Origin of the sequence: Paeniglutamicibacter sp. Y32M11 (assembly GCF_019285735.1) — a bacterium.
Lineage (GTDB): Bacteria > Actinomycetota > Actinomycetes > Actinomycetales > Micrococcaceae > Paeniglutamicibacter.
In genome coordinates, this window is the sequence record NZ_CP079107.1 from 3,463,231 (window position 1) to 3,488,552 (window position 25,322).

At 61.1% G+C, this 25,322-nt stretch carries 22 protein-coding genes; 5 read left to right on the top strand and 17 right to left on the bottom strand.

The annotated features are described in order from the left end of the window. Genes KUF55_RS15375 through KUF55_RS15385 form a run of 3 tightly spaced genes read right to left on the bottom strand, consistent with a single transcriptional unit; the run spans window position 1 to window position 2,688 of the window. Window positions 1–777 carry an ABC transporter permease gene (locus tag KUF55_RS15375; RefSeq protein WP_168150532.1) on the bottom strand — a complete coding sequence of 259 codons (777 nt, stop codon included), beginning with the start codon at window positions 775–777 and terminating at the stop codon, window positions 1–3. Then, window positions 774–2,054 carry an ABC transporter ATP-binding protein gene (locus KUF55_RS15380; RefSeq protein ID WP_218817169.1) on the bottom strand — a complete coding sequence of 427 codons (1,281 nt, stop codon included), beginning with the start codon at window positions 2,052–2,054 and terminating at the stop codon, window positions 774–776. The genes KUF55_RS15375 and KUF55_RS15380 overlap by 4 nt, the downstream gene beginning before the upstream one ends. Continuing rightward, the gene (locus KUF55_RS15385) at window positions 2,047–2,688 is read right to left on the bottom strand and encodes an ABC transporter permease (protein ID WP_168150534.1); all 642 of its coding nucleotides are present in this window, start codon (window positions 2,686–2,688) and stop codon (window positions 2,047–2,049) included. Before KUF55_RS15385 ends, KUF55_RS15380 begins: the two co-directional genes overlap by 8 nt. 1,245 nt (window positions 2,689–3,933) lie before the next feature. On the opposite strand from KUF55_RS15385, the gene KUF55_RS15390 reads away from it, so the two are divergent. Further along, complete coding sequence (locus KUF55_RS15390) at window positions 3,934–4,779, top strand: fumarylacetoacetate hydrolase family protein (protein WP_218817170.1); 846 nt, start codon at window positions 3,934–3,936, stop codon at window positions 4,777–4,779. On the opposite strand, the gene KUF55_RS15395 is transcribed toward KUF55_RS15390, so the two are convergent. From KUF55_RS15395 to KUF55_RS15405, 3 genes are read right to left on the bottom strand one after another with little or no spacing between them, the layout of a single operon-like run. After that, window positions 4,776–5,516, bottom strand: a complete 741-nt coding sequence (locus KUF55_RS15395) for a hypothetical protein (RefSeq protein WP_218817171.1) — start codon at window positions 5,514–5,516, stop codon at window positions 4,776–4,778. The genes KUF55_RS15390 and KUF55_RS15395 overlap by 4 nt on opposite strands. Window positions 5,517–5,549: 33 nt before the next feature. Next, a complete protein-coding gene (locus tag KUF55_RS15400) occupies window positions 5,550–7,070 on the bottom strand; it encodes a nicotinate phosphoribosyltransferase (RefSeq protein WP_218817172.1) in 1,521 nt (506 codons plus the stop codon). Between the two features lie 38 nt (window positions 7,071–7,108). Then, window positions 7,109–7,954, bottom strand: a complete 846-nt coding sequence (locus KUF55_RS15405) for a ribose-phosphate pyrophosphokinase (RefSeq protein WP_218817173.1) — start codon at window positions 7,952–7,954, stop codon at window positions 7,109–7,111. A 339-nt stretch (window positions 7,955–8,293) separates the two neighbouring features. On the opposite strand from KUF55_RS15405, the gene KUF55_RS15410 reads away from it, so the two are divergent. Beyond that, window positions 8,294–8,506: a hypothetical protein gene (locus tag KUF55_RS15410; protein WP_218817174.1), complete on the top strand. Its 213-nt coding sequence runs from the start codon at window positions 8,294–8,296 to the stop codon at window positions 8,504–8,506. A 246-nt stretch (window positions 8,507–8,752) separates the two neighbouring features. On the opposite strand, the gene KUF55_RS15415 is transcribed toward KUF55_RS15410, so the two are convergent. Together KUF55_RS15415 and KUF55_RS15420 are read right to left on the bottom strand one after the other, a co-directional pair. Continuing rightward, the gene (locus KUF55_RS15415) at window positions 8,753–9,793 is read right to left on the bottom strand and encodes a hemolysin family protein (protein ID WP_168150539.1); all 1,041 of its coding nucleotides are present in this window, start codon (window positions 9,791–9,793) and stop codon (window positions 8,753–8,755) included. Further along, on the bottom strand, window positions 9,786–11,138 hold the full coding sequence (locus tag KUF55_RS15420; protein WP_218817175.1) for a hemolysin family protein: 1,353 nt from the start codon (window positions 11,136–11,138) through the stop codon (window positions 9,786–9,788). The genes KUF55_RS15415 and KUF55_RS15420 overlap by 8 nt, the downstream gene beginning before the upstream one ends. A gap of 388 nt (window positions 11,139–11,526) precedes the next feature. Between KUF55_RS15420 and rraA the strand changes: the two genes are divergently transcribed. From rraA to KUF55_RS15435, 3 genes are all read left to right on the top strand, one after another. After that, a complete protein-coding gene (gene rraA, locus KUF55_RS15425) occupies window positions 11,527–11,991 on the top strand; it encodes a ribonuclease E activity regulator RraA (RefSeq protein ID WP_168150541.1) in 465 nt (154 codons plus the stop codon). Window positions 11,992–12,194: 203 nt separating this feature from the next. After that, window positions 12,195–12,848: an SDR family oxidoreductase gene (locus tag KUF55_RS15430; RefSeq protein WP_218817176.1), complete on the top strand. Its 654-nt coding sequence runs from the start codon at window positions 12,195–12,197 to the stop codon at window positions 12,846–12,848. 139 nt (window positions 12,849–12,987) lie between these two features. After that, on the top strand, window positions 12,988–14,514 hold the full coding sequence (locus KUF55_RS15435) for a long-chain fatty acid--CoA ligase (protein ID WP_218818826.1): 1,527 nt from the start codon (window positions 12,988–12,990) through the stop codon (window positions 14,512–14,514). Window positions 14,515–14,536: 22 nt separating this feature from the next. Here the strand turns inward: KUF55_RS15435 and KUF55_RS15440 are convergent, their stop codons facing one another. From KUF55_RS15440 to KUF55_RS15480, 9 genes are all read right to left on the bottom strand, one after another. Next, entirely contained in the window at window positions 14,537–15,124 is a 588-nt protein-coding gene (locus KUF55_RS15440; protein ID WP_255557095.1) for a class I SAM-dependent methyltransferase, read from the bottom strand. A 209-nt stretch (window positions 15,125–15,333) separates the two neighbouring features. Then, a complete protein-coding gene (locus KUF55_RS15445; protein WP_218817178.1) occupies window positions 15,334–16,179 on the bottom strand; it encodes a CoA ester lyase in 846 nt (281 codons plus the stop codon). Window positions 16,180–16,376: 197 nt separating this feature from the next. Further along, complete coding sequence (locus KUF55_RS15450; RefSeq protein WP_218817179.1) at window positions 16,377–16,838, bottom strand: DUF4262 domain-containing protein; 462 nt, start codon at window positions 16,836–16,838, stop codon at window positions 16,377–16,379. 143 nt (window positions 16,839–16,981) lie between these two features. Beyond that, window positions 16,982–18,382: an LLM class flavin-dependent oxidoreductase gene (locus tag KUF55_RS15455; protein ID WP_218817180.1), complete on the bottom strand. Its 1,401-nt coding sequence runs from the start codon at window positions 18,380–18,382 to the stop codon at window positions 16,982–16,984. Then, the gene (locus tag KUF55_RS15460) at window positions 18,379–19,635 is read right to left on the bottom strand and encodes an acyl-CoA dehydrogenase family protein (RefSeq protein ID WP_218817181.1); all 1,257 of its coding nucleotides are present in this window, start codon (window positions 19,633–19,635) and stop codon (window positions 18,379–18,381) included. The genes KUF55_RS15455 and KUF55_RS15460 overlap by 4 nt, the downstream gene beginning before the upstream one ends. Then, entirely contained in the window at window positions 19,632–21,341 is a 1,710-nt protein-coding gene (locus KUF55_RS15465) for an ABC transporter ATP-binding protein (RefSeq protein ID WP_168150547.1), read from the bottom strand. Before KUF55_RS15465 ends, KUF55_RS15460 begins: the two co-directional genes overlap by 4 nt. Next, window positions 21,341–22,306, bottom strand: coding sequence for an ABC transporter permease (locus KUF55_RS15470; RefSeq protein WP_255557096.1), 966 nt, complete (start codon window positions 22,304–22,306; stop codon window positions 21,341–21,343). Before KUF55_RS15470 ends, KUF55_RS15465 begins: the two co-directional genes overlap by 1 nt. After that, on the bottom strand, window positions 22,303–23,325 hold the full coding sequence (locus KUF55_RS15475; protein ID WP_168150548.1) for an ABC transporter permease: 1,023 nt from the start codon (window positions 23,323–23,325) through the stop codon (window positions 22,303–22,305). Before KUF55_RS15475 ends, KUF55_RS15470 begins: the two co-directional genes overlap by 4 nt. After that, entirely contained in the window at window positions 23,322–25,064 is a 1,743-nt protein-coding gene (locus KUF55_RS15480; protein ID WP_168150549.1) for an ABC transporter substrate-binding protein, read from the bottom strand. The genes KUF55_RS15475 and KUF55_RS15480 overlap by 4 nt, the downstream gene beginning before the upstream one ends. Window positions 25,065–25,322 lie beyond the last annotated feature (258 nt).

Here is a 25,322-nt window from a genome sequence, read left to right on the forward strand (position 1 = left end):
TTAGAGTCCTTTCGGCCGGGCTAGCTGTTCAACAACACGGCCAAGCCAGTCGATGAGCAGCGCCAGCAACGCCACCAGTAGCGAACCTGCCACCAATACGGCGGTGAGGTTCAGGTTCACCCCGGTATTGATCAAGATGCCGAGGCCCCCACCGTTAATGAATGTTGCCAAAGTTGCCGTACCGACAAGGAGCACAAGTGCGGTGCGGATGCCGGAGAGCATCACCGGCACGGCTAACGGGAGTTCGACCTTGAGCAGGACGGCCATGGAGCTCATGCCCATCCCTCGCCCGGCTTCCACCAGTCGTTCATCGACTTGGCGCAGGCCCACCATGGTGTTGGTCAATACCGGCAGGATGGCATAAAGCACCAGTGCGATGACTGCTGCCCAATAGCCGAAGCCGAGCCAGAAGGCGAGGATCACAACCAGACCGATGGCTGGCGCGGCCTGGCCAATGTTGGCAATGGCCATGACGGGTGTGCTCAAGCGTCGCAGCGACGGGCGGGTGAGCAAGATTCCCAGCGGAATGGCGATGATCAGGACGATCACTGCCGCCATCATCGTCAGGCTCACGTGTTCGATCGTGTAGCCCCACAGCGTTGCCGGATCAAGGGTGGTGCGTTCGGTCTCGCTGAGATCGGCGTTCAGCACCCAGATCATTAGCACGGCGAGAGCCGCCAGAATCCCGAGCAGCTGCAGGCCAAGCACCCGCCACGGATGCTCCACCTGAACTCCAGGAGCTTCGGCCTGCGCCACATTGGCGCTCAGGACACTCATCGTGATTCCCCGGTGCTTTGCTGCTCGGCCTGTCCGTTCGCTTCACCCGAGGAATCCGCCGCTATGGCGTTCTCCACTGCTAGGGCCGGGATGGCACCGGAGTTCAAGCCAACCGGGGCGTCGCTATCTGCCGTGGCCGCGGAGTTGGCTTGGGAAATGGCTTCCATGATGGTTTGCACGTTGATCAAGCCGCGGAAGACATCACGTCGACCGGTGACCACCGCTGTCTCGGAACTGGAGACCAGCATGGTGTCCAATGCGTCGTTCAACGTGGACTGGTCACTGACCAGTGGCATTGAGTCATCTACGGTGTCGTCGATGATCTGCAACCTGGAGAGCTGGCGTCGGCTGAGTCGACGGACCGGCCGGCGACGGGAATCCAGCACCACCGCCTGCTGTTGACCACTTCCCTGCAATCGGGAGAGCACATCGCTAGCAAGTTCACCGGGCAGCGCCGTGATGGCATCCACCAGGTCGACCTCGTTGACGCGGGTGAGGGTGAGCTGTTTCAGCCCGGCACCGGAGCCAATGAAGTTCTCCACGAATTCGTTGGCCGGGTTGGCCAAGATGCGCTCGGGTGAGTCGTACTGGACCAGCTGGGCACCCTCATCAAAGACGGCAATCCAGTTGCCCAGCTTCACGGCTTCGTCGAAGTCGTGAGTGACCATCACGATCGTTTTCTGGACCTCAGCCTGGATGTTCAGGAGTTCATCCTGGAGCCGCTGACGCGTGATGGGGTCAACCGCGCCGAAGGGCTCATCCATCAGCAGTACCGGCGGATCCGCGGCCAGAGCCCTGGCCACACCAACGCGCTGTTGCTGCCCACCGGAAAGTTCCTTCGGGTACCTGTCGCGGTAGATGGCCGGATCCAAGGAAACCAGCTCAAGCAATTCATCCACGCGAGCGGAAATCTTTTCCTTGTTCCATCCGAGCATCTTCGGAACGATGGCGATGTTGGCGGCAACCGTCATATGGGGGAAGAGTCCGCCGGCCTGAATGACATAGCCGATCCGGCGTCGCAGCGTGTCACCGTCCATCTTGGTGACGTCTTCGCCGTTAATCACGATCTTGCCACTGCTTGGTTCGATCAGTCGGTTGATCATTTTCAGGGTGGTTGTCTTTCCGCAGCCCGATGGGCCAACGAACATGACAATGCTTCCTGCAGGGATCTCGAGCGTCAGGCCACCGACGGCCGGCTTAGCCTGGCCCGGGTACTGCTTAGTGACCTGGTCGAGCAAAATTGATGCGCCAGTAATGGCGTCGGAAGATTCAGACACGGATACCTCGCGGAGTGGTTAGTCGGCCAATGCCGATCAGAATGAGATCAAGAATGAAGGCCAAAATGACCACGCCAATGACGCCGACAAGCACGGAGTCAAAGGCCTTGGCTCCACCCAAACGGGAGAGGCCGGAGAAGATGAATCCGCCAAGTCCGGGGCCCAGCGCGTAGGCAGCAACTGCCGCGACACCCATGACCATCTGGGCCGAGACCCGAATGCCGGAGAGGATGACCGGCCATGCCATGGGAAGTTCGATGGTGACCAGGGTTCGAAAGCGGCTCATGCCGATGCCACGTGCAGACTCAACGATGGAGGGCGAAATACCTGCCAAGCCAACGATGGCGTTACGCACGATGGGTAACGCGGCGAAGAACGTGACCACGATGACTGCGGGGGTGACACCGAATCCGAAGGGCGCGATCAGCAAACCAATGGCGGCGAATGATGGAACTGTCAGGCCGATGGCAGAGACGCCGTTGGCCAGGGAGGAGAGAGATTTATTCTTGTACACCAGCGTGGCGAGAACCACGGCGATGATCGTTGCGAGGATTAGACACTGCGCAACGAGGGAGAAATGTTGCCAAGAGGCAAACAATATTTGGCGGAATCTTTCGCCAACAAATTCAAACACATCAAAACCTACTTCACTATGGTTACGTAGTCTGCTCTCGTCGGCCAAAAAGCCTTAGATACCGTGTAAACATACGGGAATGAGCGGTTCATATCCACCCGAGGGCACTCATCGGGCCGCCTCGAGATTGGTTTGCAATTGGTGCAACCGCGGGCAAACTGTTGATTCTTCAACAAAATTTATAGGGCAAGTTTTAGGTTGGTGAAATGTCGAAAAATCACCGGAAACATTCGGAAATTGGGCCCTTGGGCGCATGCGATCACCTTTGAGTGAAACTACCGCTCGCGATCCCTCAGATGACACTCGGACAGTTGCCCAACAAACAGATTTTTTGGTCAGAAATTTGTAGTCATCCTCACATCGAATTTTTGTCTCGAACCCCAAAACAGCAAAGCGACTTTGACTAGGAGATGTCAAAATTCGCGTGAATACGGGACCCTGCGAAAGGTGGATTCGAGCATCAACGCGTCTGCCGGAAGCTCGCCATATTTCCTAGCGGGCTCCGCTCCGTCGGCGCTTCAGGGGAAATCACCAAAGCGATCGAACGTCGCGCCTCGAGAGGCAAGTCCCCCGCCACCTTCCATCTCGCACAAATGACGGCGCGGCACCGCCCGTTTGCCCGGGGAAATCGGCTCCGCAATTTCACCCACTCAGGCTGCTGAGGCCGCGGGAGGGCCACTCGATACGACTTCGTCAGCGCGGCACTTCAGGGCACTTATTTGGCGCTCAACCCGTTCATCAATTGACACCAGATCTGCATCAATATTGAGATAATTGAGGACTCGCCTCGTGTCGAATTTGTCAGCTAAATTGTGAATGACTTTCAAAATCCTTGAACGTCAGCACGGAGATAAACGAAAGATTCCCACGAGGATTCTTGTGTCTTACTGACGGGTTCCTGAGCGTCAGCTCGACACTGACCCTCGAACGTTGGGCGGCGCATGCAGTAGTCGACGCCCGCACAGAAGTTCAACACCTCAGCTACCACCTCATCACCTACAGAGGCCGTCGCCGCCTAGAAAGCCCGCGATGAGGTGGTGCGAACGTTCCGCCTTGGCTCCGCTCATCCTAGTGACAGTAGAGAATGAGGGGCTCCGCTGCACTAACGGGAGAACGCACTGCCACCTTTAGATACCAAAACATCAAGTCAGCCGCATGAAAACGACGGATCAGCGGCGCTCACCAGGAACGACAAAATCTGACACAAGTGCCAGAGCATAACCCTGCATATGGTGAGATAAGCCTATGAAACTTGCTACGTTGCGCCGAAATGGCTCGCCAGAAAATACGGTCGCCGTCTTGATCACCGAGGACACCTTCACCGAGCTTGAAGGGTTTGCCGACGTTGGTGCGTTCCTCGACGCCGAGCACACCGAGCAAACCGCAGCCGTGGACGCCGCTGCCACACGCACTGGTCAATCCCTTGCGCTGGCCGACTATGCCCCGCTGATCTCCAACCCGTCAAAGGTCTTCTGTATCGGCTTGAATTACCGCAATCACATCGCCGAGGTCGGGGAGCAGGAACCGAAATTCCCTACGGTCTTCACCAAGTTCGCTTCCTCACTTACCGGAGCCAACGATGTGATCGAGATTCCGGCCGAAGATCACCGCATCGACTGGGAAGGCGAACTCGCCGTCATCATCGGCAAAACCGGCCGGCGCATTTCCGAGGAAGACGCCCCTGCGCACATCGCCGGTTACGCCGTATCCAACGACGTCTCGATGCGCGGCTTCCAAGGCAGGACGCCTGAATGGACCCAGGGCAAGTGCTGGGATGCGGCGTCACCGCTAGGCCCGTGGATGGTCACCGCCGAGGACTTCACGCAGGACGCGAAAATCACTACACGGGTCAACGGTGCGGTCGTTCAGCAGGATTCAACCTCGGACTTGGTCTTCTCCCCCGCGGCGCTGGTGGCGTACCTGTCGACGTTTAATGAGCTGCGACCGGGCGACGTTATTCTCACCGGCACCCCGGCCGGAGTGGCGCTGGGCCGCCGCAATGAGGCGGGACGACACCCTTGGCTCAAGGCCGGGGACGTGCTGGAGACCAGCATCGAGTCTTTGGGCACCAGCCGTAACACCTTCAGCTAAAGGCGCTTCTCCCCGACCCACTCCCAGAGTGCCGGCGGCCGGCCACGGCCGCCGGCTGGAGTTGGGTCGGTGACCCGTTGCAGGAGTTTGTTCGCCTGCAGGGACCGCCCGACGTTGGCACTTTCGGGAACGGCTCGGCCGGCGGCCAAGGCTAGTTCCTTCTGGCGGGCGATCACCGCCGCGGTATTAAAGGATGGTCCCAGCAGCGCACGAGTTGCCGCCATGTTGATCCACAGGGCGTCAAGCAGCACACCCGCCGCAACAGCCACGATCGAAGCATGGTCAAAAGGCAGCTGCGGCAGGGTGTTCAGTCGTACGAGGCGCACCCGAGGATCCGCCAGCACGGAGGTGCCATCCAAAATCACCATGCGGGTGATCGATAGGGTCGGGCCGCGCTCGTCACGCTCGAAGTCGTCAAATACCCCAACGTCCACGGTGCTCAAGATCTGGCTTTCTTGGACACCTGCCTTGGATAACAGCGCCCGCAACACCGCTTCGCTGACCCGCTCGTGGGCGTTAAGCAGAACACCTGGCAGCGCAGCTTGGCCGGCAAAGGGATTATTCTCGCGCACCCCAAGCACCACGTGCAACGAATCCTCATGCATGATCATGGGCACGGCATCAATCGACACCAAAGGCTGGTTGGGCATGAGGACGATATTACCGAAGTCTTGTTGCTTCGCCGGCTCCTCGATGGCTCTCGACCGCACGACGCCTTCGGACTCTTGACGGAACACCGTGCAAATCCTTTCTGCGATGTTTTAGGCGGTTCAGGCGAGGTTGCCCAGCACACCGCGGACGTCGTCGAAGGACTGGATGCGCAGGAACTTCCCATCCGCCCATACCGGTTCCAGCAGTGATACGGCTTCCTGTTCGGCGGTAGCTCGTTCAATCAATACCAGGTCCCCGGAATTGTCGCGTGTCACCGCGAGACGTCCAGTGGCTGATTTCTTCATTCCCGAATCGGTAATCGGATCCTTGAGCAGGTTGTGCTCCACTCCGTCAATCAGTGCCCAGGTGGCTTTGATCGCCGAGGAGAAGGTATCTCGGGTGACGTATTGGTAGGTGTACGAACCCACGCCGAAGACCACGTTCTCCGCGGCGAATCCTGCTGTTTCCAGACGCTGGCAGATGTCGAGGGCACGATCTGGGGTGATCGAATCCCCATAAATGGTGCCGATGTGTGGGTCCAAGACTCGGAAGCCCTTGGCATTGATGGTGCCGCCGAAGGTGTTCCACAGCAGCTGGACGACACCAAAAAACGCGGGGTCCGATTCCGGAGTCCGGATTTTTGCCTTGACCTCGAACCCACTCTCGGACCCGGTACCGCACAGAATGGTGGCGGGGTCCCCGGAGTCGGGACGGATCACGAGTTTGCCGTCCCTGGCCAGAATCTTCGCTTTTAGGGCCGGCAAGATCTCGGTGCAGACTTTCCATAAATCAAAGGTGTCGGCCACCACCGAGACAATGCCACGCGGGTGGATATCTAAGATCCGCTGGAACGTTTCACGTTCCGAGGATTCACTGATGCCAGCGCACATGACTGAGTGTTCTGTGGCCGGGACCGAACCGAGCACCGGCGTATTGTTCTGCCCCGGGTAGTAGCGCCGGACCCAGTCCAGCGTGGCCAGCGAGTCCGAACCGCTGAACGAGAGTAGGTGTCCCGCACCGCTTGCCGCCGCAGCACCGGCGCCGGGCATCCCGCGGAAGGAGAAATCGTGCAGCTGGAAGTTCACTCCCGCGCGGGAGCCTCCGGTGCGTTGTGCCGCCGCGTCGAGGATTCCGCGGTAGGCGTCGGCCAGCGTAGCCGAAGTGGACGGCTGCCAGATCGCTGCGGAGAGAACTGTTTCGATGTAGTTGACCAGCCAAAAGAACCCGGGTTCGGTGTTCTCCACGGTGAAGGAGGGAACTCGTAAGGGGACGCGGGTGCCCTCGGGCAAGGAACGGAAGATCAGCGGGAGGTATCCCTTGCGGTGCAGCTCGCGGATGTGGTCGGTGGCGATTGAGTGCTCGGTGCCCAGAATGCTTTCCAATATGGTGTTGTACTCGGCCACCGCCGTATCCTCGTCGGCGGCGAAGAAGGGTGCGAAGGACTCTACGCAATAGGCCTGCAGGAAGGCTTGCAATCCAAAGTGGACGACCTTGGTAATGCCTTGGATGCGGCTGGCACGGTTGGTGAAGTTCGAGAGCACCCCGGTGGTGCCGTCCGGGTACAGGCCGCGGTGGCCGAGCTTGTAGGCGTCGGTTTCAAAAAGTGGGGCGGTGACCGAGGGGCTAGTGAGCGTATTCATGATGTTCTGTCCTTTCCAGGCGGTGGGTAGCTGGTTTTCTAGGATTGACAAAGGGTGGCGTTGGCCGCCTGAACCAGGTGTGCCATCAGGGGCACGATGGTCGCTGCAACCGCCGGGTTCTCATGTCCGGGATGGGAATCGGTGGTGAAGATCCGGCCGTAAGCTTCGGTGAGGTTGGCTGCGCGGCCGGAGAATACTCCGTGGCTGACCCAGAGATCCAGACGATCAGCGGGTAGCCCGGTCGCCGTGGCCAGGCCCATGAACGTTCCACCGCCGTCGCAAATGTCATCCACCACCAACAGTCGGCCCTCGGCCGGAAGCGTTTCACAGTCGAATCCCGACAGTTTTCCGGTGGCAAATTCGCGCTTCTTCACCGAACGATAGAGAGGCACGCCCAGTGCGGTCGCTGCTCGCTGGGCTCGAGCTACGGCACCCGCATCGGGGGCGATCACTCCAACGTAGGCCCGAGTACTAACGCGCAACGCGGCGCTGATAACGGAATCGGAATCAACCACTACGAGGTTGTTGATGAGCTCGGGCATCACTGGGGAATGCGGGTCGAAGCAGACGACGCGATCGGCCTTCATCGAGTTGATGAGATTTGCGTACACCTGAGCGCCGAAGGGGTTGCCGCGATCCTGACGTGCTCCGGGCAGGTAAGGAATGAGGGCAGCGACCTTGTTCCCGAGTTGGTGGGCGTAATCAATCCACATGGCCGCGGCAACGTAGTCGTTGGCGTCAGTGCCGGTAACCAGTACGTGGGAGGGTGTCTGAGTACTGGCTTCGGACACCTTGATGTGCTGCTCTCCAGCGGGGAAGTTCATCGAGATGGCGTCCGAGTAGACGGTGAACCCTGCTGCAACGGTGGCGTATGTCTTGATCATGGAATCAGCATAGCATGATTAAACATCATGTGATGTTTAATCATGCTATTGATGTTCTCCGATCTCCAGAAAGTGCCATCTTCCTCCAATAGTTCTTGGCAAACCTAGTATCTGCTGGCAGGCTCGATGTTGATCCGTTGTGATGTGACCCATCATTTTCCTAACCCTCGGGCCTCCAAAGTGTCTTTCCTTCGGCGGGTCGCCACGAGGGAAAAGCACAGGCCGAGCCGGATCAACTTAAGCGGCTTGCGAGGCACCCGATATCACCCCCGCCATAGTCACGACCTTGGCGGAAAAGGCCCGAATGCCCACGTGTACGTCTTTTGCGCTTAGACCGCAATGACTCACGAGAATTACAACCCCGTGGATCTTGGCCAATGGTTGTTCTACGTCGTGAAACGCAGCACCTTCGAACGCCTAGGATCTGCAAGCGTGGGACTCGCTACTGTCGTCCGGTCGGCCAAAAGCGACCCTGTCTGGGCAGAATTGCGTAAGACCGTTCATCGCGCAGCGGAGGGCGAAGAAATCGACGAAACGCTCTGGTGGTCTTGAAATGATGGACCATCGGCTCTAAGACTGGATGGGTCTACTTGCCGTTTCAGGGAAGGCGCACAACCACGAAGAGTGTCCGGCACTGGGGATTCTCGACCCGAATGATTCTCGTGTGGCCCCTCAAGTGTTGGTTCCTCGCTATTTGATAGCCCCGGGGCTATGGCAAGAGCCAAGCGGGAATAGAGCGAAAAGAGCGGGGCTGCAACCCCGAAGGATGCAGCCCCGCTGGGTTCCCACCTTTGCGGGTCAGGCGCTAGTGGCGTCCTGCACCTCGCCGACCAGTTCCTCGATGATGTCCTCTAAGAAGAGCACACCAGTGGTGTTCCCCTCAGCATCGAACACCCGCGCCACGTGGGCACCGGTGCGGCGCATGACCGCCAGGGCGTCTTCCAACTCGCCACCGCTGAAAGTGGAGGCCAGTGCCCGAATACGCTTCGCAGGAACCGCCTCGTTGAGCTTCTGCGTCGTGGTCAGGTCCATGACGTCCTTCAGGTGCAGGTAGCCAACCGGTTCCCTGTCGGCGTTCACCAGGATGTAGCGAGAGTACCCGTGCTTGGCCACCGCGGACTGAATGTCGGCTGGGGAAGAACCCTCCGGCAACATGACCATGTCGCCGAGCGGAACCTCCACATCGGAGACCTTCTTGGTGGTGAACTCGAACGCCTTGCTCAGCGTGCCGCTGGCATCGTTGAGCATCCCGTCACGGGTGGATTGTTCCACGATGGCTGCCACCTCATCCAGGGTGTAGGCGCTGGTCGCCCCGTCCTTGGGTTCCACCTTGAACAGGCGCAGGATGGCGTTGGCGATGCCGTTCAGGCTCCAGATCACCGGTTTGACGATGCGGGCCACCATGACCAGCGGCGGAGCCAGAATCAGTGCCGCACGCGTGGGCACCGAGAAGGAAATGTTCTTCGGGACCATTTCGCCGATCACCACGTGCAGGAAGGTGACCAGCAGCAAGGCCGCGATGAACGCGATGATGCCGATGGCCTCGGCACTCAGGGAAGTGAAGCCGAGCGGGATTTCGAGCAGGTGGTGGATCGCCGGCTCGGAGACGTTCAGGATCACCAGGGAACACACGGTGATGCCCAGCTGGCTGGTGGCCAGCATCAAGGTGGCGTGTTCCATCGCCCAGAGGGTGGTCTTCGCCGCCTTGGAACCGGCCTCGGCCTTCGGCTCGATCTGCGAACGCCGGGCGGAGATGACGGCGAATTCCGCGCCGACAAAGAACGCGTTGATGACCAGCAGCACGACGAGCCAGATGATTCCGGGAAGATATTCACTCATGGGTCAGGTCCTGGGTCATGTTCTCGATGATCTGGTCGTGTTCGCTCCGGGAGGGGTCATCCGGAGTGAATTTCAGGCGTTCGATGTGGGTGCCCAGTACTCGTTCGACGCGCAGGGTGCCCTCGGGGAGGGACACTTCGTCGCCGAGTTCGGGGATCCGGTCGAGTCGGTCGGTGACGAAACCTGCGAGGGTGTCATATTCCTCGCCGTCCGGGACCTTGATCCCGGTGCGGTCCAGCAGTTCGTCGGGCCGCAGTGAGGCATCGAAGGTCACTGAGCGTCCGGTTTTCACGACGCCGACACGGACCTTGTCGTGTTCGTCTTCGAGTTCCCCGACGATCTCCTCGACGAGGTCTTCGAGAGTGACGATGCCGGCGGTGCCGCCGTGCTCGTCGGAGACGATAGCGACCTGCAGGCCTTGCTGGCGCAGCAGTCCCAGGAGGGATTCGACGCCCATGGATTCGGGGATGCGCAACGGTGCATGCATCAGGTCGGTGGCGAGCTGTGTCGCTCGTTGTTCCATGGGCAAAGCAAAGGCCTGCTTGACGTGCAGCACGCCCAGGATCTCATCGCGGTCCCGGCCGATCACCGGGAAGCGGGAGAAACCGGTCTGGATGGCCAGGGAGATGATGTCCTCGGCGTTGTGCTCCGCATCCACCGCGACCATGCGCACGCGCGGGGTCATGACATCGGCGGCACTGTGTTCGGAAAAGCGCAGCGTGCGGTGCAGCAGCGTGGCGTGGTCCTGGTCAAGGACCCCTTCCAATGCAGAGCGGCGCACCAGGGAACTGAGTTCCTCGGCGCTGCGTGCCCCGGAGAGCTCCTCCTTGGGCTCGATGCCGAAGGACCGGATGATCGAGTTTGCGGTGTTGTTGAACAGCAGGATCACCGGTTTGAAGACGGTGGTGAACAGGGCCTGGAAAGGAACGACGATCTTGGCGGTAGCCAACGGCAGAGCGAGGGCGAAGTTCTTGGGGACCAGCTCGCCGATGATCATGGAGAAGACAGTGGCGATAAAGATGCCGATCACCGCACCGATGCCCGGCACGATCCCTTCAGGAATCCCGACGGCCAGCAACGGCCCGCGCAGCAGCGAACTGATGGCCGGTTCGAAGGTGTAGCCGGTGAGCAGCGTGGTCAGGGTGATGCCCAATTGGGCGCTGGAGAGGTGCGTGGAAGTGATCTTCAGGGCCTTGATGGTGGTGCCCAGGCGTTTTTCGCCGCGCGCGGCGCGGGCTTCAAGGTCGTTGCGGTCCAAGTTGACCAGCGCGAATTCGGAGGCAACGAACAGGCCGGTGCCCACGGTGAGGACCAGGCCAATGCCGATCATGATCCATTCATACATTGGGGCGCCCCTCTCCGGTGGGTGTCGGAATCAATCCGGCAGATAAGGAGAAGGGCCAGGGCATATGTGAAGGGGGGTCATCCATAGTACGAACAACTATACGGGGGCCACAGGGCCGGTGGCCGTGTTTTTGTGGCGCGGAAAGCTGAATGTTCCCCGTGAAAGCTCGTGCCCCGAAGCGGTGCGGGTGGAACCATGTGCCGGTACGTCCCGACGCAACCAATCCAGCTACGGAATAGACGCACAGTCGAGTCCGGCCAAAATCATGAGAGAAAATGAGAGGCAGAGCAAGCTTTCGATCCCAGCGGACACCCCGAACTCCTCGTCAAAACACTGGATGCCGTAACACCACATGGGTATTGACCCCAAGACTCGTATGCTGGGGCGCATGACATTCACGACCTGCGATCTTTTCGACGACGACGAAACCCTGCAATCGGTTTCCCTGCAATTCGAGAACCTCGGTGCCCACCCGCGCTTCAGCGGACCTATCCGTACGGTGCGCTGCTACCGCGACAACGGACTGGTCAAGTCGCTTTTGAACTCCCCCGGCGATGGTTCAGTACTGGTGGTTGACGGAGCCGGCTCACTGGAATCGGCGCTGATGGGCGACATGATCGCCGCGGCAGCGGTGACAAATGGCTGGGCAGGGGTCGTGATCTACGGCGCGATCCGTGACCGTGTGGCGCTAGCCGAAACGCCCCTCGGCATCAAGGCCCTCGGCTCGAATCCACGCAAGAGCGCCAAGGACTCGGTTGGTGCCGTGGACTTGGTAGTCTCCTTCGGAGGCGTCACGTTCACCCCGGGGGCGACGCTTTATTCGGACGAGGATGGCATTCTGGTTTCCGCCTAATCTCTGTTTGCTGGGCCGAAGCAAGCAGTGGCAGTTGCTGAGCTTGATGGTGCTGGTCAGCGGAAATATTCCCGACTGCGCCCAACGGGCAATCAACGCGGTTGGCCGCACCGCGGAAGCTCTTTATGTGTAGGCTCAAAACATAGCTGATACCGGGCATTTTTCCCGGAGGATTCGGCACCGCGCGAGAGAACAGGAAAACCATGAAGGTCACGATCATTGGCGGACACGGACGAATCGCACTATTAGCGGCAAATCTTCTGTCCCAACGCGGCGACAGCGTCAACTCGATTATCCGCAATCCTGACCACGCCGCCGATGTGGCCGCCACCGGTGCCAGCGCCGTGGTGCTTGATGTGGAAAATGCGACAGCCACCGAAATGGCCGAGGCTTTTGCAGGATCCGACGCCATCGTTTGGTCAGCTGGGGCCGGCGGAGGAAACCCCGACCGTACCTATGCCGTGGACCGCGATGCAGCGATTCGTTCCATGAACGCGGCGCAGCTCGCCGAGATCAAGCGCTTCGTGATGGTGTCCTTCGCCAGCGCAAGCACCGAATATCTGGTGCCCCTGGATGACCCGTTTTACCCCTACATGGCCGCAAAGATTGCCGCCGATGATCACCTGCGTGGCAGCGACCTCGACTACACCATCCTCGGACCCGGTACCCTGACCCTCGAGGAAGCCACCGGCCTCATCAACGGCGACCCCGATCTGGCCGCCGATACCTCCACCTCCCGAGCCAATACCGCGTTGGCCATCGTGGCTACGTTGGATTCTGCCGCAAGCATCGGTCGGACGATCAACTTCGTTGATGGACAAACCCCTATCGCCACGGTCATGGGCGCCAGCAACTAACCCTGATCAAGCCCCGAGCATCAGCACCGGTGCTCGGTAGCATTGACAGATCATGAGCGTGACAGCACGATTGGCAAAGGCCTGATCAATCATCTGTCTTGGGAGAACCACCGTGAACGATGCAGTTCCGAACGCCACCATGTCCGTTGCCGCGATTCTGGCCGAGGGCGCCAGACGCCATGGCGATCTGCCAGCCATCACGCTGGCAGGGACAAGCACCAGCTACCGTGACTTATGGGATCAGACCCGAGGTTATGCCGGTGCGCTGCGCGATGCCGGGGTGACCGAGGGCGACAGAGTAGCCATCTTGATCCCCAACGTTCCCGACTTCGCTCGTGTCTACTATGCGGTGTTGGCTCTTGGGGCCGTTGCGGTGCCAGTACACGCGCTACTCAAGCGTCACGAGATTCAGTACATGCTCACCGATGCAGGGGTCAGCCTGCTCATTTGCGCCGCTCCGCTGCTGGCAGAGGGAGGCCCGGGGGCAACCGCCGCCGGGGCCCGCGTTCTAACGGTCATGTCCCCAGAGCCCGGGGAATGTAAGCGACTGGAGGACCTCGCCGCGTCGGCGACGCCCATTGACACCTACCTGCCGCGTTCTCCACTAGACATTGCCACCATCTTGTACACCTCGGGAACCACCGGCAAACCCAAGGGAGCGCTCGGCACCCACTTCGCCCTCATCGAGCAGGTCAACGTGCTGTTGTTGAACACCTTCGACATGCGCAGGGGCGACAAGATTTTCGGCGGACTGCCGCTTTTCCACACCTTCGGGCAAACAGTGGCACTGAATACCGGATTGCGCGCCGGGGCGGAGATCATGCTGCTGCCCAAGTTCACCGGCGAGGCCGCCCTCTCCTTGATTTTGGATCAGGGAGTCAACATCTTCGTGGGAGTTCCCACGATGTACGTCGGGCTGCTCGCCGCGGCCAAGGCACGCCCGGAGCCGGCCCCCGCGCTGCGTTATGCGGTCTCCGGCGGTGCCGCCCTCCCGTTGGCCATCCTCGAGGACTTCAACAAGCACTTCGGCGCGAAAATTCATGAAGGATACGGTCTAACCGAAACCTCGCCGGTGGCCTCCTTCAACCAGGTAGGAAGCGAGCCGCGACCCGGGACGGTAGGCCAGCCGGTCTGGGGTATTGAGGTGGAGGTCGCCCGCCCGGAAGTTTTCTCGAGCATCGAGTTACTGGAGACCGGGGAACTGGGCGAATTGGTGATTCGAGGGCACAACCTCTTCTCCGGTTACCTCAATCGCCCCGAGGCCACGGCCGAGGCTGTAGTGGATGGTTGGTTCCGCACCGGGGATCTAGGCACCAAGGATGCCGACGGCTACATCACCATCGTGGACCGAAAGAAGGACATGATCCTGCGCAACGGTTACAACGTGTACCCCCGTGAGGTTGAGGAGGTTCTGGTTGGCCACCCGGAAATCACCAACGCCGCGGTCTTCGGTATTGACGATGACACGCACGGCCAAGAAATCGTGGCCTCCGTGACGCTGGTGTCAGGTAGCACCCTAGATGCGCACAGCATTGGAGAATACGCCAAGGAACGGATGGCCGCATACAAGTACCCGCGCCTGATTGAAATTCTTACCGAGTTCCCGCTGGGCCCCAGTGGAAAGGTTCTCAAGCGCGAGCTGGTGACCCGCTACACCCGCGAGTAGGAGGAGATCCGAGGACTCACGCTCACCGCGCGATTCCAAGGCTCAGCGCCCCCTCGCTCTTAGGTGCCCCGGGAAGGTAAAACGTATCAAGTTCGGTGATCTCAAATCCCGCTTCCCTCAGCATCTCGGCGGTGGAGCGGGTGAGATGGCAGCCGCCGGCTAGTACCTTCTGGATGGGTTCGAGTCTGCGTTGGAATCGTTGAACCTCAGCATCCGGGGCTAGCCCATGCTCCAGAAAGTGCAGAGGTCCACCGGGTTTAAGGACCCGGCGGACCTCTGCCAGAGCGGCAAGGGCATTGGGGATGGTGCACAGCGTGAAGGTGCTCAGCGCCGCGTCAACGTGGGCATCGGGCTCGTTCAGCACCTGCCCATCACGTGACCCGCGAACGATCTGTATCCTCGAGGACTCCCGCACGGGTGTTGAAAGTCGCCACGCGGTGTCGGAGGGTTCGATGGCCACAATTTCGCTCACGCCCATCGGGTAGTGCCCCACGTTGCTGCCGGATCCAAAACCCAATTCAAGGACGCGCCCGCTCAACCCGGCACACACTCGCTCACGCAGCGGTGCCAGGGACGCATTCGAGCAGGAGAATGCGACAAGGCGCGGCACAACATACTTCTCGTAAAGGTTAACCATCAGGTATTGGCCTCAACCGGAGGCGATCCTTGGACTCCCATGCCACCAGTCTCTGCCGGAAGCCCCCTCCAGACAAGGCAACGGCGCTCATCGCGCTCGGTGAATGGAGGCAGAAAAAAGCCGGGCAGTCGCACGTGACGCGCAGCTACCCGGCCTGTACTCACCTAAGAGTGAGAAAAGTTTTAGGCGTTCCACAATCCGTAGGAGTCAGCCAGATCCGCGATCTTCTGGGCGCGGGCCAGACGCGGCAGGTACGAACCGTCACCAACGGTGGCCCCGGCCGCGTGGGCGTCAAGCATGTCGTGTGCCCAGGACAGCTCGTCGGTGCTGGGCGAAAGGCCCAAGTTGATCTCATCAACCTGAGTCCGTGAGAGCGACAGCTTGCCGGTCATGCCCATGGATGCGGTGATCGCGGAATCCGAGAGAACCTCTGCCGCGTCGGCACCGGGAGCAGACGGTCCGTCGATGGCACCGGGGAGCTTGCCAACGCGTGATGCGACCACGAGCTTGCCTCGGGCGTAAGCCAGAGCAAGTGGGTCACCGGAGACGCCGGTGTCCTTGCGGAAGTCATTAACTCCGAAGGCAAGTCGGAAGGTGCCGGGGGCCGAAGCAATGGCAGTAGCGCTTTCGATACCCAGAGCGGATTCGATCAGGGCGAGCACCGGAGTACCGGCCTGAAGGCGCATGGCCGTGTAGGTGACCTGCTCGGGCTTTTCGGTCATGGCCAGCATGACACCGCGAAGTCCCGGCGCCTTAGAGAGGGCAGCCAAGTCCTTGGCCCAGAAATCGGTATCAATACCGTTAACACGCACCCAGGCGGTCATTCCGGTGGAAAGCGCCTCGACCACGGCATCGCGTGCGGCATCTTTCTTATCGTCGGGAACTGCCGCTTCCATGTCGAAAATGACCGAGTCGGCCTCGGAGGCCAAAGCCGGCGCAAAGTCCTCGGGCTTGGCTGCATTTACTAACAACCAAGAGCGGGATAGTTTTGCGGGAAGGTTAGCTGCGCGACGGTTACGAAATGCCATGCCCCCAGCCTACCGACTCCACGGGTCGGCCGCCCAATGCCGCGGTGAGTGAGTAGTAGCAAATCCATGAAACACCCGCTATCGAGTCGTGGCGTGTGACCAACTCGTCGTCATTTTCCTACTCGACCAGTCACAGTTGGTGATTTCTTCTCTGCGCTGACGGTGTTTATGACTCGGGCAAAGATACTGGATGCGCATTAGTTCAGATGGTTTCCGCGCCCCAAACCAATCGATGCGGATTGCCCCCTGAGCTTCATGGCCGAGGAGAGTTCCGGAACTTTTTGATCCAAAAAATGAACCTCCAAGACACTGACTGCATTGCCGTAACGGCTATAGGCATTGAGGGCAAAGTTGGTTGCCCCGTGCATGTGAGAGAAATACAGCGTCCGTCCGTTGCGCCAATCAGAGGTATGCCCGTGAGCAAAGCGTTCGTGCCGCAGGGCAACCGCCGAAGCTAAACTGTTCAGCATCTCCACGGTGTCGTCCATGTCTAGGCCGCGAACCAAAAACTCCGGCGCCCCAATCTTGGTGAGACCCACGGTGTAGCCAAAAATCTTGCGCGGGTTAGGGCTTTCCACGTAGGGGATGGCCCAGCCGTGCCGCTCAATAAGGTTGTCGATGTGCTGCCGAACTTCCTCGGCTGACCATCCATCACACATGAGGCACATGGTTCCCGCTCCTTGAATTGGCACTAGTGCTTGCTGACAATTCAAGTGTTCTCCGCGGCGAGGCCGGATGGGGCGGTTTTCACAATCTGTGGATAACTCTCCCCATCCGGTCCGTGGTGAATGTTCCCCAGCTGCTAGGCGCCAGCGACCACAGCTTCGGCCCGGCTGGCGCTTTGGGTGGAACCGAAGGCACCGCGGTAGTTGGCGCCGGGGTGGTTTTCGGGCAGTTGATCGTGCCCGAAGATTTTCTTGCGCAGGGTGCCCGGCTCGTAGGCGGTTTTTGCCAATCCACGTTTCTGAAGCGTGGGCAGGATGCGTTCGTTAAATTCGAGGTAGGTGTCGGGAAGCCGCCAATTCATCACATTGACCCCGTCTATTCCCGCATCCTGCCATGCGAGAAGCTGGTCGGTGATCTCGTCGGCCGTTCCCGCCACGACGCCACGGTCTATGCGGTTTTGAGCCAGATCCCCCAGGGTCGGTTCGCGGTCGGGGTTTGCGGCGCGTAGCCAGTCCACGTGTCCTTGTCCCCCATTGTTGGGGATATTGCGCAATTCGGTGTCCTCGGGCAGCCGTGTTCCATCGGGCAGGATCCCCAGCGAGGTATGGGTCAGGTACCCAACCACCGAGGAATACTGCGCGATTTCCTCGCGCTTGGCATCAACCTCCCGGTGGGTCGAGCCGACGATGAAGCTCATGCCCTGGAAGAACTTAATGTCCTCCGCCCCGCGACCCGCGCGCACCGCTTCGGCGCGGGCACTTTGGGTGTGAAGCCGAGCCCCCGCCGGATCCGGCGGGGCAATAAATACCGCCTCGGCGTGCTTGGCCGCAAACCGAATGCCGCGCGGTGAGCCGCCGGCCTGGAAGAGCAGCGGGGTGCGCTGCGGTGAGGGGGAAGGCAGATGCGGACCCTCAACCTTGTAGCGGGCACCAACATGGTTGATCTTGTGGATCTTTGACGGATCCGCATAGCGACCGCCTTCTTTGTCCACCAGCACCGCGCCCTCGTCCCAGGATCCCTCCCAGAGCTTGTAGGCGACATCCAGGTATTCGTCCGCCCAGTCGTAGCGCGCATCGTGCTCGGCCAGAGCGTCATAGCCGAAGTTCCGCGCAGCATTTTCTTGCGTGCTGGTCACGATGTTCCACGCGATGCGCCCGGCGGAGATGTGATCGAGGGTGGAAACCTGGCGGGCGAAGTTAAACGGATGGTTCTGCATGACGTTGGAGGTGTAGGCCAGCCCGATGTTCTTGGTAGCCACCGCCAAGGCTCCGAGCAACACCGCGGGGTCGTTGGACGGGATCTGCAGTCCCTCGTGAACGTTGTCCACGTATTGACCATCGGCCGGGCCGTAGAGCCCGGTGACATCGGCGAAGAACATCGCATCGAAGAGACCGTCCTCCAGGGTCCTGGCCACATCGATCCACAGGTTCACGTCGTTAAATTCGTGCTGTCGGGCCGCCGGGTGGCGCCACTGGCCGTGGTGGATGTGGCTGGCGGTGTTCATCAAGAAGGCGTTAAACAGTAGCGGCTTGCTCATGCGTTGGCTCCGTTCGTGGTTCTGGTTCCGACATAGATGGGAGTGGTGAGCTGGTCCCCCGTGAGCCGTTGCTGTCCCACGGCGCGGGCCCGGTAGATCACCGGGTTGTGTTGTCCCAGCACGCGGGCGTTGCGCCAGTGCCGGTCCAGCCTGCGGGTCTCGGAGGCCGCGGAAGCGCCACCGACCTCAAAGAGCCGATTGGCCACATCCAGGGTCTGCTCCACCACGAAGATCTGAGCCTCGGAGAGCTTGGTGTCCAGTTCGGCCGTGGCTTCGGCGTCAAGTTGGCCGGCAGTCGAGAGCACCGCCGCTTCCTCGAGGCGTGCGCCCACGGTGTCGAGGACCGCGTCGATGGCAAATACCGTGGAGCTGATCCGGCCGACAACTTCTTGCACCAGCGGGTCGCGCTGCGGGGAATCTCCCACGCCGTGGGAAAATGCGCGTTCGCGCCCGCGGACATAGTCCACCGCGTCGCGGCGAACGGCGCGGGCAATCCCGCCCAGGGCCACCAGCAGGATCGCTTGGACATAGGCGGCACCATAGCCGACGCCTTCTACTCCGCCGGAGGCATCAATATTTTCGGGGTCGACCTCGACGTTGGTGAATCGGGTGGTCCCCGAGGCCGTGAGTCGCTGGCCGAAGCCGTCCCAGTCGTCCACCAGTTCCAGGCCGGGGGTATCGCGGTGCACGCTGACCCGCACCGATTCGCCGGTGCTGGTATCGGCGCTGACCTTGATCCAGTCGGCGTAGAGGCTGCCGGTGCTGTAGTACTTGGTACCGTTGAGCACCGTGCGGCCCTTTTCCTTGCTGAGCACCGTGGAGTTGGTTCCCGGTTTGTTGCCCTTCTCGGTGGTGGCGTTGCCAAACACGTCCCCGGCGACCACGCGTGGCAGCCAACGTTCCCGGGCCGCAGCGTCACTGCCGGAGACCAAGGTTTCCACGGTGGTGAAGTGCGCACGCAGCGCCTGGACGAGGTTCGAATCGGCCGCGCCCAGTTCACGCAAGAGGCGCAGCGACTGGGTCAGGGTGGCTCCGGCTCCGCCAAATTCCTGCGGGACACGGATCGCGGTGAAGCCCGAGTCCTTCAGCAACGCGACGGCTTGGTGTGCCAGCGTGCGGGTAGCCTCGGACTCGATCGTCGTGGCGGTGATGGCCCCAAACACCGGAGCGAAGCGCTCCAGCAGATCCTTGGTTCTCGGCGGTTGTGCACTTCCAGGCACAGACGTGACAGTGCGTTCGAGGCTGATGGTCATGCTTTTTCTCCGATCGGGACGGTGTGTAACCGCGGCGCTGCGGCAAGTAGTTTGCGGGTGTATTCCTCGGCCGGGTTGGAAAATACCTCGGTGGTGCGTCCGGCTTCCACGACTCGGCCCGCCTCCATGACAACAATTTCGTCACTCACGTGCTGCACCACGCCCAAGTCATGGGAGATGAAGAGGTAGCTGAGCTTAAATTCGCGCTGTAGCTCATCAAGCAGATCCAGCACCTGAGCCTGGATGGAGACATCTAGCGCGGAGACCGGCTCGTCGCAGATGATCACCTCTGGTCCCGGGGCCAAAGCGCGGGCAATGGCGATGCGCTGGCGTTGTCCACCGGAGAGCCGCAACGGCAGCCTGGCTTCGAGGGAGGCATCTAGCCCCACGGTTTCCAGCAGCCGGATCACCTCATCACGACGCTCGCTTCGGGTGAGCGATTCGGAGTCGGGCAGGGCATCGGAAAGGATACGGGCCACGTCCCATTGCGGGTCGAAGGAGCCCAACGGGTCCTGGTAGATGGAGGTGATGTGCTTGCGCTGCGGGCGGCGCTGCTTCTCACTCAGGGTGCTCCACGGAAGGCCCAGCAGCCGCACGTCCCCCGCATCCGGAGCCGTCAGGCCCAGTGCCATGCGCGCCACGGTACTTTTGCCCGATCCGGATTCCCCCACGATCCCCAGGGTTTGTCCCCTGTTCAGCGCGAAAGAGACATTCTGGACGGCAACTCGTGGTGTGCCGTCGGGGTTGCGGTAGGTCTTGCGCAGGTTTTGTGCCACGAGTACCGGAACCGTCGGGTCCCCGGTCTCACTCTTCGCACGCTGCGCACCAATCAACGCGTGCTGCCGCGCCGAGATCCCTGCCCCGGCCGGTGCCAGCCGGGTGCCACGCGGCTTGTCGGTGGGCACGGCACGTAATAGTCGCTGGGTGTATTCGTGTTGTGGGTTGCCCAGCACCTGGGCCGTTGGCCCGGTCTCAACGATTTCGCCTTGACGCATCACCGCTATGCGGTCGGCCAACTGGCCCACCACCGCGAGGTCGTGGCTGATCAGCAGCAGCGCTGTGCCGGCGGCCTTGCGTTCGGCGAGCAGGTCCAGGATCTGCTGCTGGACGGTGGCATCCAGTGCCGTGGTGGGTTCATCGGCAATCAGCAGTGCCGGGTCCAGGGCGATGGCGGCAGCGATGAGCGCGCGCTGGCGCAGCCCGCCGGAGAGTTCCCCGGAGCGCTGGTTGATACGTTGTTCGGGTTCCGGGATGCCCACTGCGGCAAGCAATTCCAGCACCTTACTGGTGCGTGCCGCGGGAGAGAGATTGGTGTGGATGCGCAGCGAGTCGGCGATCTCACGGCCGATGGGCCGCAACGGGTCAAGGGAAACCAACGCGTCCTGCAGCACGTAGCCGATGTCCGCCCCGCGGACTTTGCGCCAAGCGCGGTCTGAATTGCGGCGCAGGTCCTTGCCCCGCAGCTGCAGAGTCTGGGCCTGAATGACCGCGTTGGCGCCGGTGAGACCGATCAGGGTGCGTGCCGTGACCGATTTACCGGATCCGGATTCACCGACGATGGCCAGGCATTGCCCGGCGTGGATCTCGAAATCGATTCCGTGGACGATGGGGGTTGCCTGGGTCTTGGAGCCGAAGGCGATCTTCAGGTCCCTGACCGTGATGATGGGTTCGTTTTGAGTGGAAGGGGTGTCGTTGGGTGAGAACATTATTTGTCCTTGAGCTTGCGTTGGATACCGTGGCCCAGCAGCGTGGTGGTGGCGGCGCTGAGCACAATAAAGAGGCCGGGGAAGACCGTCAGCCACCAGGCGTTGCCGATGTAGAGCCGACCGAGGGAAAGCATTGAGCCCCACTCAGGATCCGGCGGCGTGGCACCAAGGCCTAGGAAGCTCAGCGAGGATGCCCAGACGATGGCCTGTCCGACCCCGAGGGTGGCCAGCACAAACAAGGGGGCCGCGACGTTGGGCAGGATGTGGTGGCGAATGATGAAGGCGCGGGACTTGCCCTGCACGATTGATGCCTCCACGTAGCCGGAGCCGCGGATCGAGAGGACCTGCGAGCGGATCATCCGGGCGTAGCCGGGAGCCGCCGACAAACCGACGGCAATCGTGGTGGTCACGACGCCTGGACCCAGAATGGTGATGACCAACAGAGCCAACAGCAGGCCGGGGAAGGCGAAGAGAACTTCCAAGAAGCGCGATACTCCGAAGTCAACGGCGCGGGTCCCGAGCCCAGCAATGGCACCGAGCACCAGGGCCAGGCCGAGGCCGATGACCGTGGCAAGGATGCCGATCAGCAGCGAGCTGCGGGCACCGTGGATGACTCGGGAGTAGACGTCGCGCCCGGATTCGTCGGTGCCGAACCAGTGCGCGGCACCCGGTGCGGTGAAGGCCTCCGCGGGGTTCATGTCCAGCGGTCCGCTGGGAGTGAGCACCGAGGGAATCACTGCCGCGGCGATCAGCCCCAGCAATAAAATCAGCGGGACGATAATGCTGGGTCCCAACGAACCTATGGTGGAAACGAGTGTGGAGGTAAACGACGGGTCGGCAGCAGCCCTTGGGGTAGGCGGCACATCCCGCACCGGAGGCGTGTCCAGGACGGTGGTTTGAATGCTGTGGGTCATGGCTTCTTCCGGGTCGGTGACGGTCGTGGGCAGTGATCTCGGCGTGCTCATGCCGCACGCAGCCGCGGGTCGGCCAGGCGCTCGGCCAGGTCGCTGAGCAGGGTGACGATGATGTAGATGGCGGCAACCAGTACCACCACGCCGAGCACCACGGGCACGTCTCTCACCAGCACCGACTGCAGCAGGGTCCGCCCGATGCCCGGGCGGGCAAAAACGGTTTCAACAACCACTGCCCCGCTGATCAACGAACCCATGGCCCAGCCCGAAAGCCCGATGGCCGGAAGCGCTGCGTGCCGCAGAGCGTGGCGCAGGCTGAGCGAAACCTCTGATTCGCCGCGTGCCCGGGAGGAAATCGCGAACGGAGAATTCATGGCGGTGAGCATTGATTCGCGCATGACCTGGCCCAGGAATCCGGCCAACGGAATGGCCAGGGTGAGCACGGGCAAGATCAGACCGTTGATCCCCGGTGCTCCGCTGGTGGCCGGAAGCCATTGCAGGCTCACGCTGAAGACCAGGATGAGCAGGCTGCCTAGCCAGAAGTGCGGGACAGCGGCGGAAACGACTTCCAGCAGGTTTCCCACGAGGGTGGCGGTCCTGCCACCGCGTGCCGACCACAAGGCCAGTCCAAGGGCCAAGACCCATGCCGTGGCCAGCGCGAGGATCGCGAGTACCAGGGTATTGCCTAGCTGATCGCCCAACACCTGGGCTACTGGTTCCCGCAGCTGGTAGGAATCACCGAGATCACCTGTCACGAGCTTGCCGAGGTAGGCGCCGTATTGGAGGAGGATCGGTTCGTTGAGGCCGTTCAATTCCCGGGTCAACTCGCGCACCTCTTCGGTGGCGTTGTTACCCGGTCCGCCGAGCAATGCGTCCACCGGATCTCCCGGGACTAGGCGCATCGCGAAGAAGGCGAGCGTGGCAACCGCCCACAGGACGCCTGCGGCTCCGAGGATACGCAGACCGCTGAGCCGAAGTACCGACGTCAGTCGTGAACTGCTCGCCGTCGAATCGGTGGTCTCGGATACTGCGGCGGGGTTTGATGGTGTGGGGTTCAAGGTTTCGAGGCTCATGATCGGTCCAACCAGGTGTCGTAGAAGGTGGGCATGCCCAACGGGGAAAGGAGCTTGACTCCTTCAACGTCCGAGCGGAAGCCAAGGCGCGTCTGCTGGTCGAAGATCGGGAGCGAGAGGTACTGCTTGTCGATGAGCTGCTGGGCCTTGGCATAGAGTTGGCCACGCTGCTTCTCGCTGCCGGTGGTGGCGGCCAGGCGCAGGGCCTTGTCGATGTCTTGTGCCTCCGGCCCGGTCAGGCCATTGTTATTGGCGTGGTAGCCGCCCTTAATGACCGAGGGGATGTGTGCGGAGTCGTAAACGATGTTCAACACGGAGGGTGAATTCTTCGTGTAGTACAGCGGCGAAAGTCCGTACTCCCAGGCATAACGCTTGGCGTTGAAGCTGGCCGGTTCTTCCTGGCTGATGACCAGCTCGAAACCGACGGCCTTGGCACTGTGCTGGAATTGCTCCAGCACCGAGACCGGGACGAGGACGGCCTCGGTCTGGATAGCGGTGGTCGAAAGCCGCACTCCGTCCTTGATCCGGTAGCCCTCGGCGTCCCGCGCGGTCCATCCCGCTTCATCCAGAAGCCGGTTGGCCTTGGCCACATCGGTGGAATAGGCTTCCGGGTTTTGCCGGTTGAACTTCGTGATGCTGCTCAGCACCGAATTCGAGCGCGGTACCGTACTCATAAAGATGGATTTCAGGGCAGCATCAACGTCCACCGAGCGCACAAATGCCTCACGCACCCGCACGTCGGTGAAGACACCCTCGGTGGTGTTCAGCGTCAGGTTCACCACGTGTCCGGGCCGGGAACCAATCAAGGTGTCCAGCGCCGGGTCGGCATCCGCAGCCACGGCATTCTGCGGCTGCAATACATCGATGACGTCTACTTCCCCGGACTGCAGGGCGGCGAAGCGTGCAGCGTGGTCGGGCAAGAAGCGCCAGATGATCTTTTCAAGATACGCGGGCCCCGCATGAGCTGCCGTGGGTGAGGGCGTGTGGTACTCGTTGTTGCGAGTGAGTACAACTTCCTGCTGCTTTGACCAGCTCTCGACCTTAAACGGGCCGGTACCCACCGGTGAGAGGCAATTTGCCTCGGCTCCGCGTGCCAACGCCTTCTGGGATTGGATCGGGACCCAGACCTGCGCAAAGTGCTCAAGAAGCGCGTTGTCGGGTTCCGAGAGGTGCAGCCGCGCGGTGAACTCATCGATTTTTTCGACGGAGGCCACCTTTTCTACGGCCAAGATGCCGGTGCTCGAGAGCGTTTTGGGATCCTTGATGTAGGCGACGTTCTTGATGATGGTCTCGGCGTTGAGTTGCTGGCCGTCGGTGAAATGGACGTCGCTGCGCACGGTGATGTCTAGGGCCAACCGGTCATTTGACCATTTCCAGCTCTTGGCGAGCCAAGGGCCAATTTCGCCCTTTTCATCTTGGAAGAACAGTGGTTCCAGGTATTGGGTGGAGACCAGAGCCTGTGGGACATTGCCTGAGACAATCGGGTCGAGGCACGCGGGTTCGGTATCGCCCGTGGCGTACACCAGGGTACCGCCGGAGACCGGTTCACTGCCCGGTCCGCTCGCCGAGTCCGCGTGGACAGCACCACCACAGGCGGTTAAAGCCAACAACGCGCCGACCGCGGCGAAGGCGAACGGCACGCGTTTCTTGAGGTTCTTGGCGGTTGGTGCGGGTGTCCTGTCCACGGCACGGGAGGAGCTTGTTGGCTCGTCCCGGTACGCCGGCTGGCGGTTTTTCACGGTGCTGCTCCTGCTGGTTGTGGGGTGCTCGGCCCTCGTTCCGGGAATCGGAACGTGAAGGGCGAGTTGTCGTAGGACATGTCTACCGGCGTCCGGTTGGCGTGCGCCAGCACCAAGACCTGAGCCCTTTGCAGGGGTTCGCATCACTCAACGTTGCGTCGCATGGCGACATCCAGGACGCTTCACGAACACGTCACATCGTCACAGGAGGACATGTGACGACCCCGCGCTACGTAATCTTCGGGGCCCGGTTTTTCC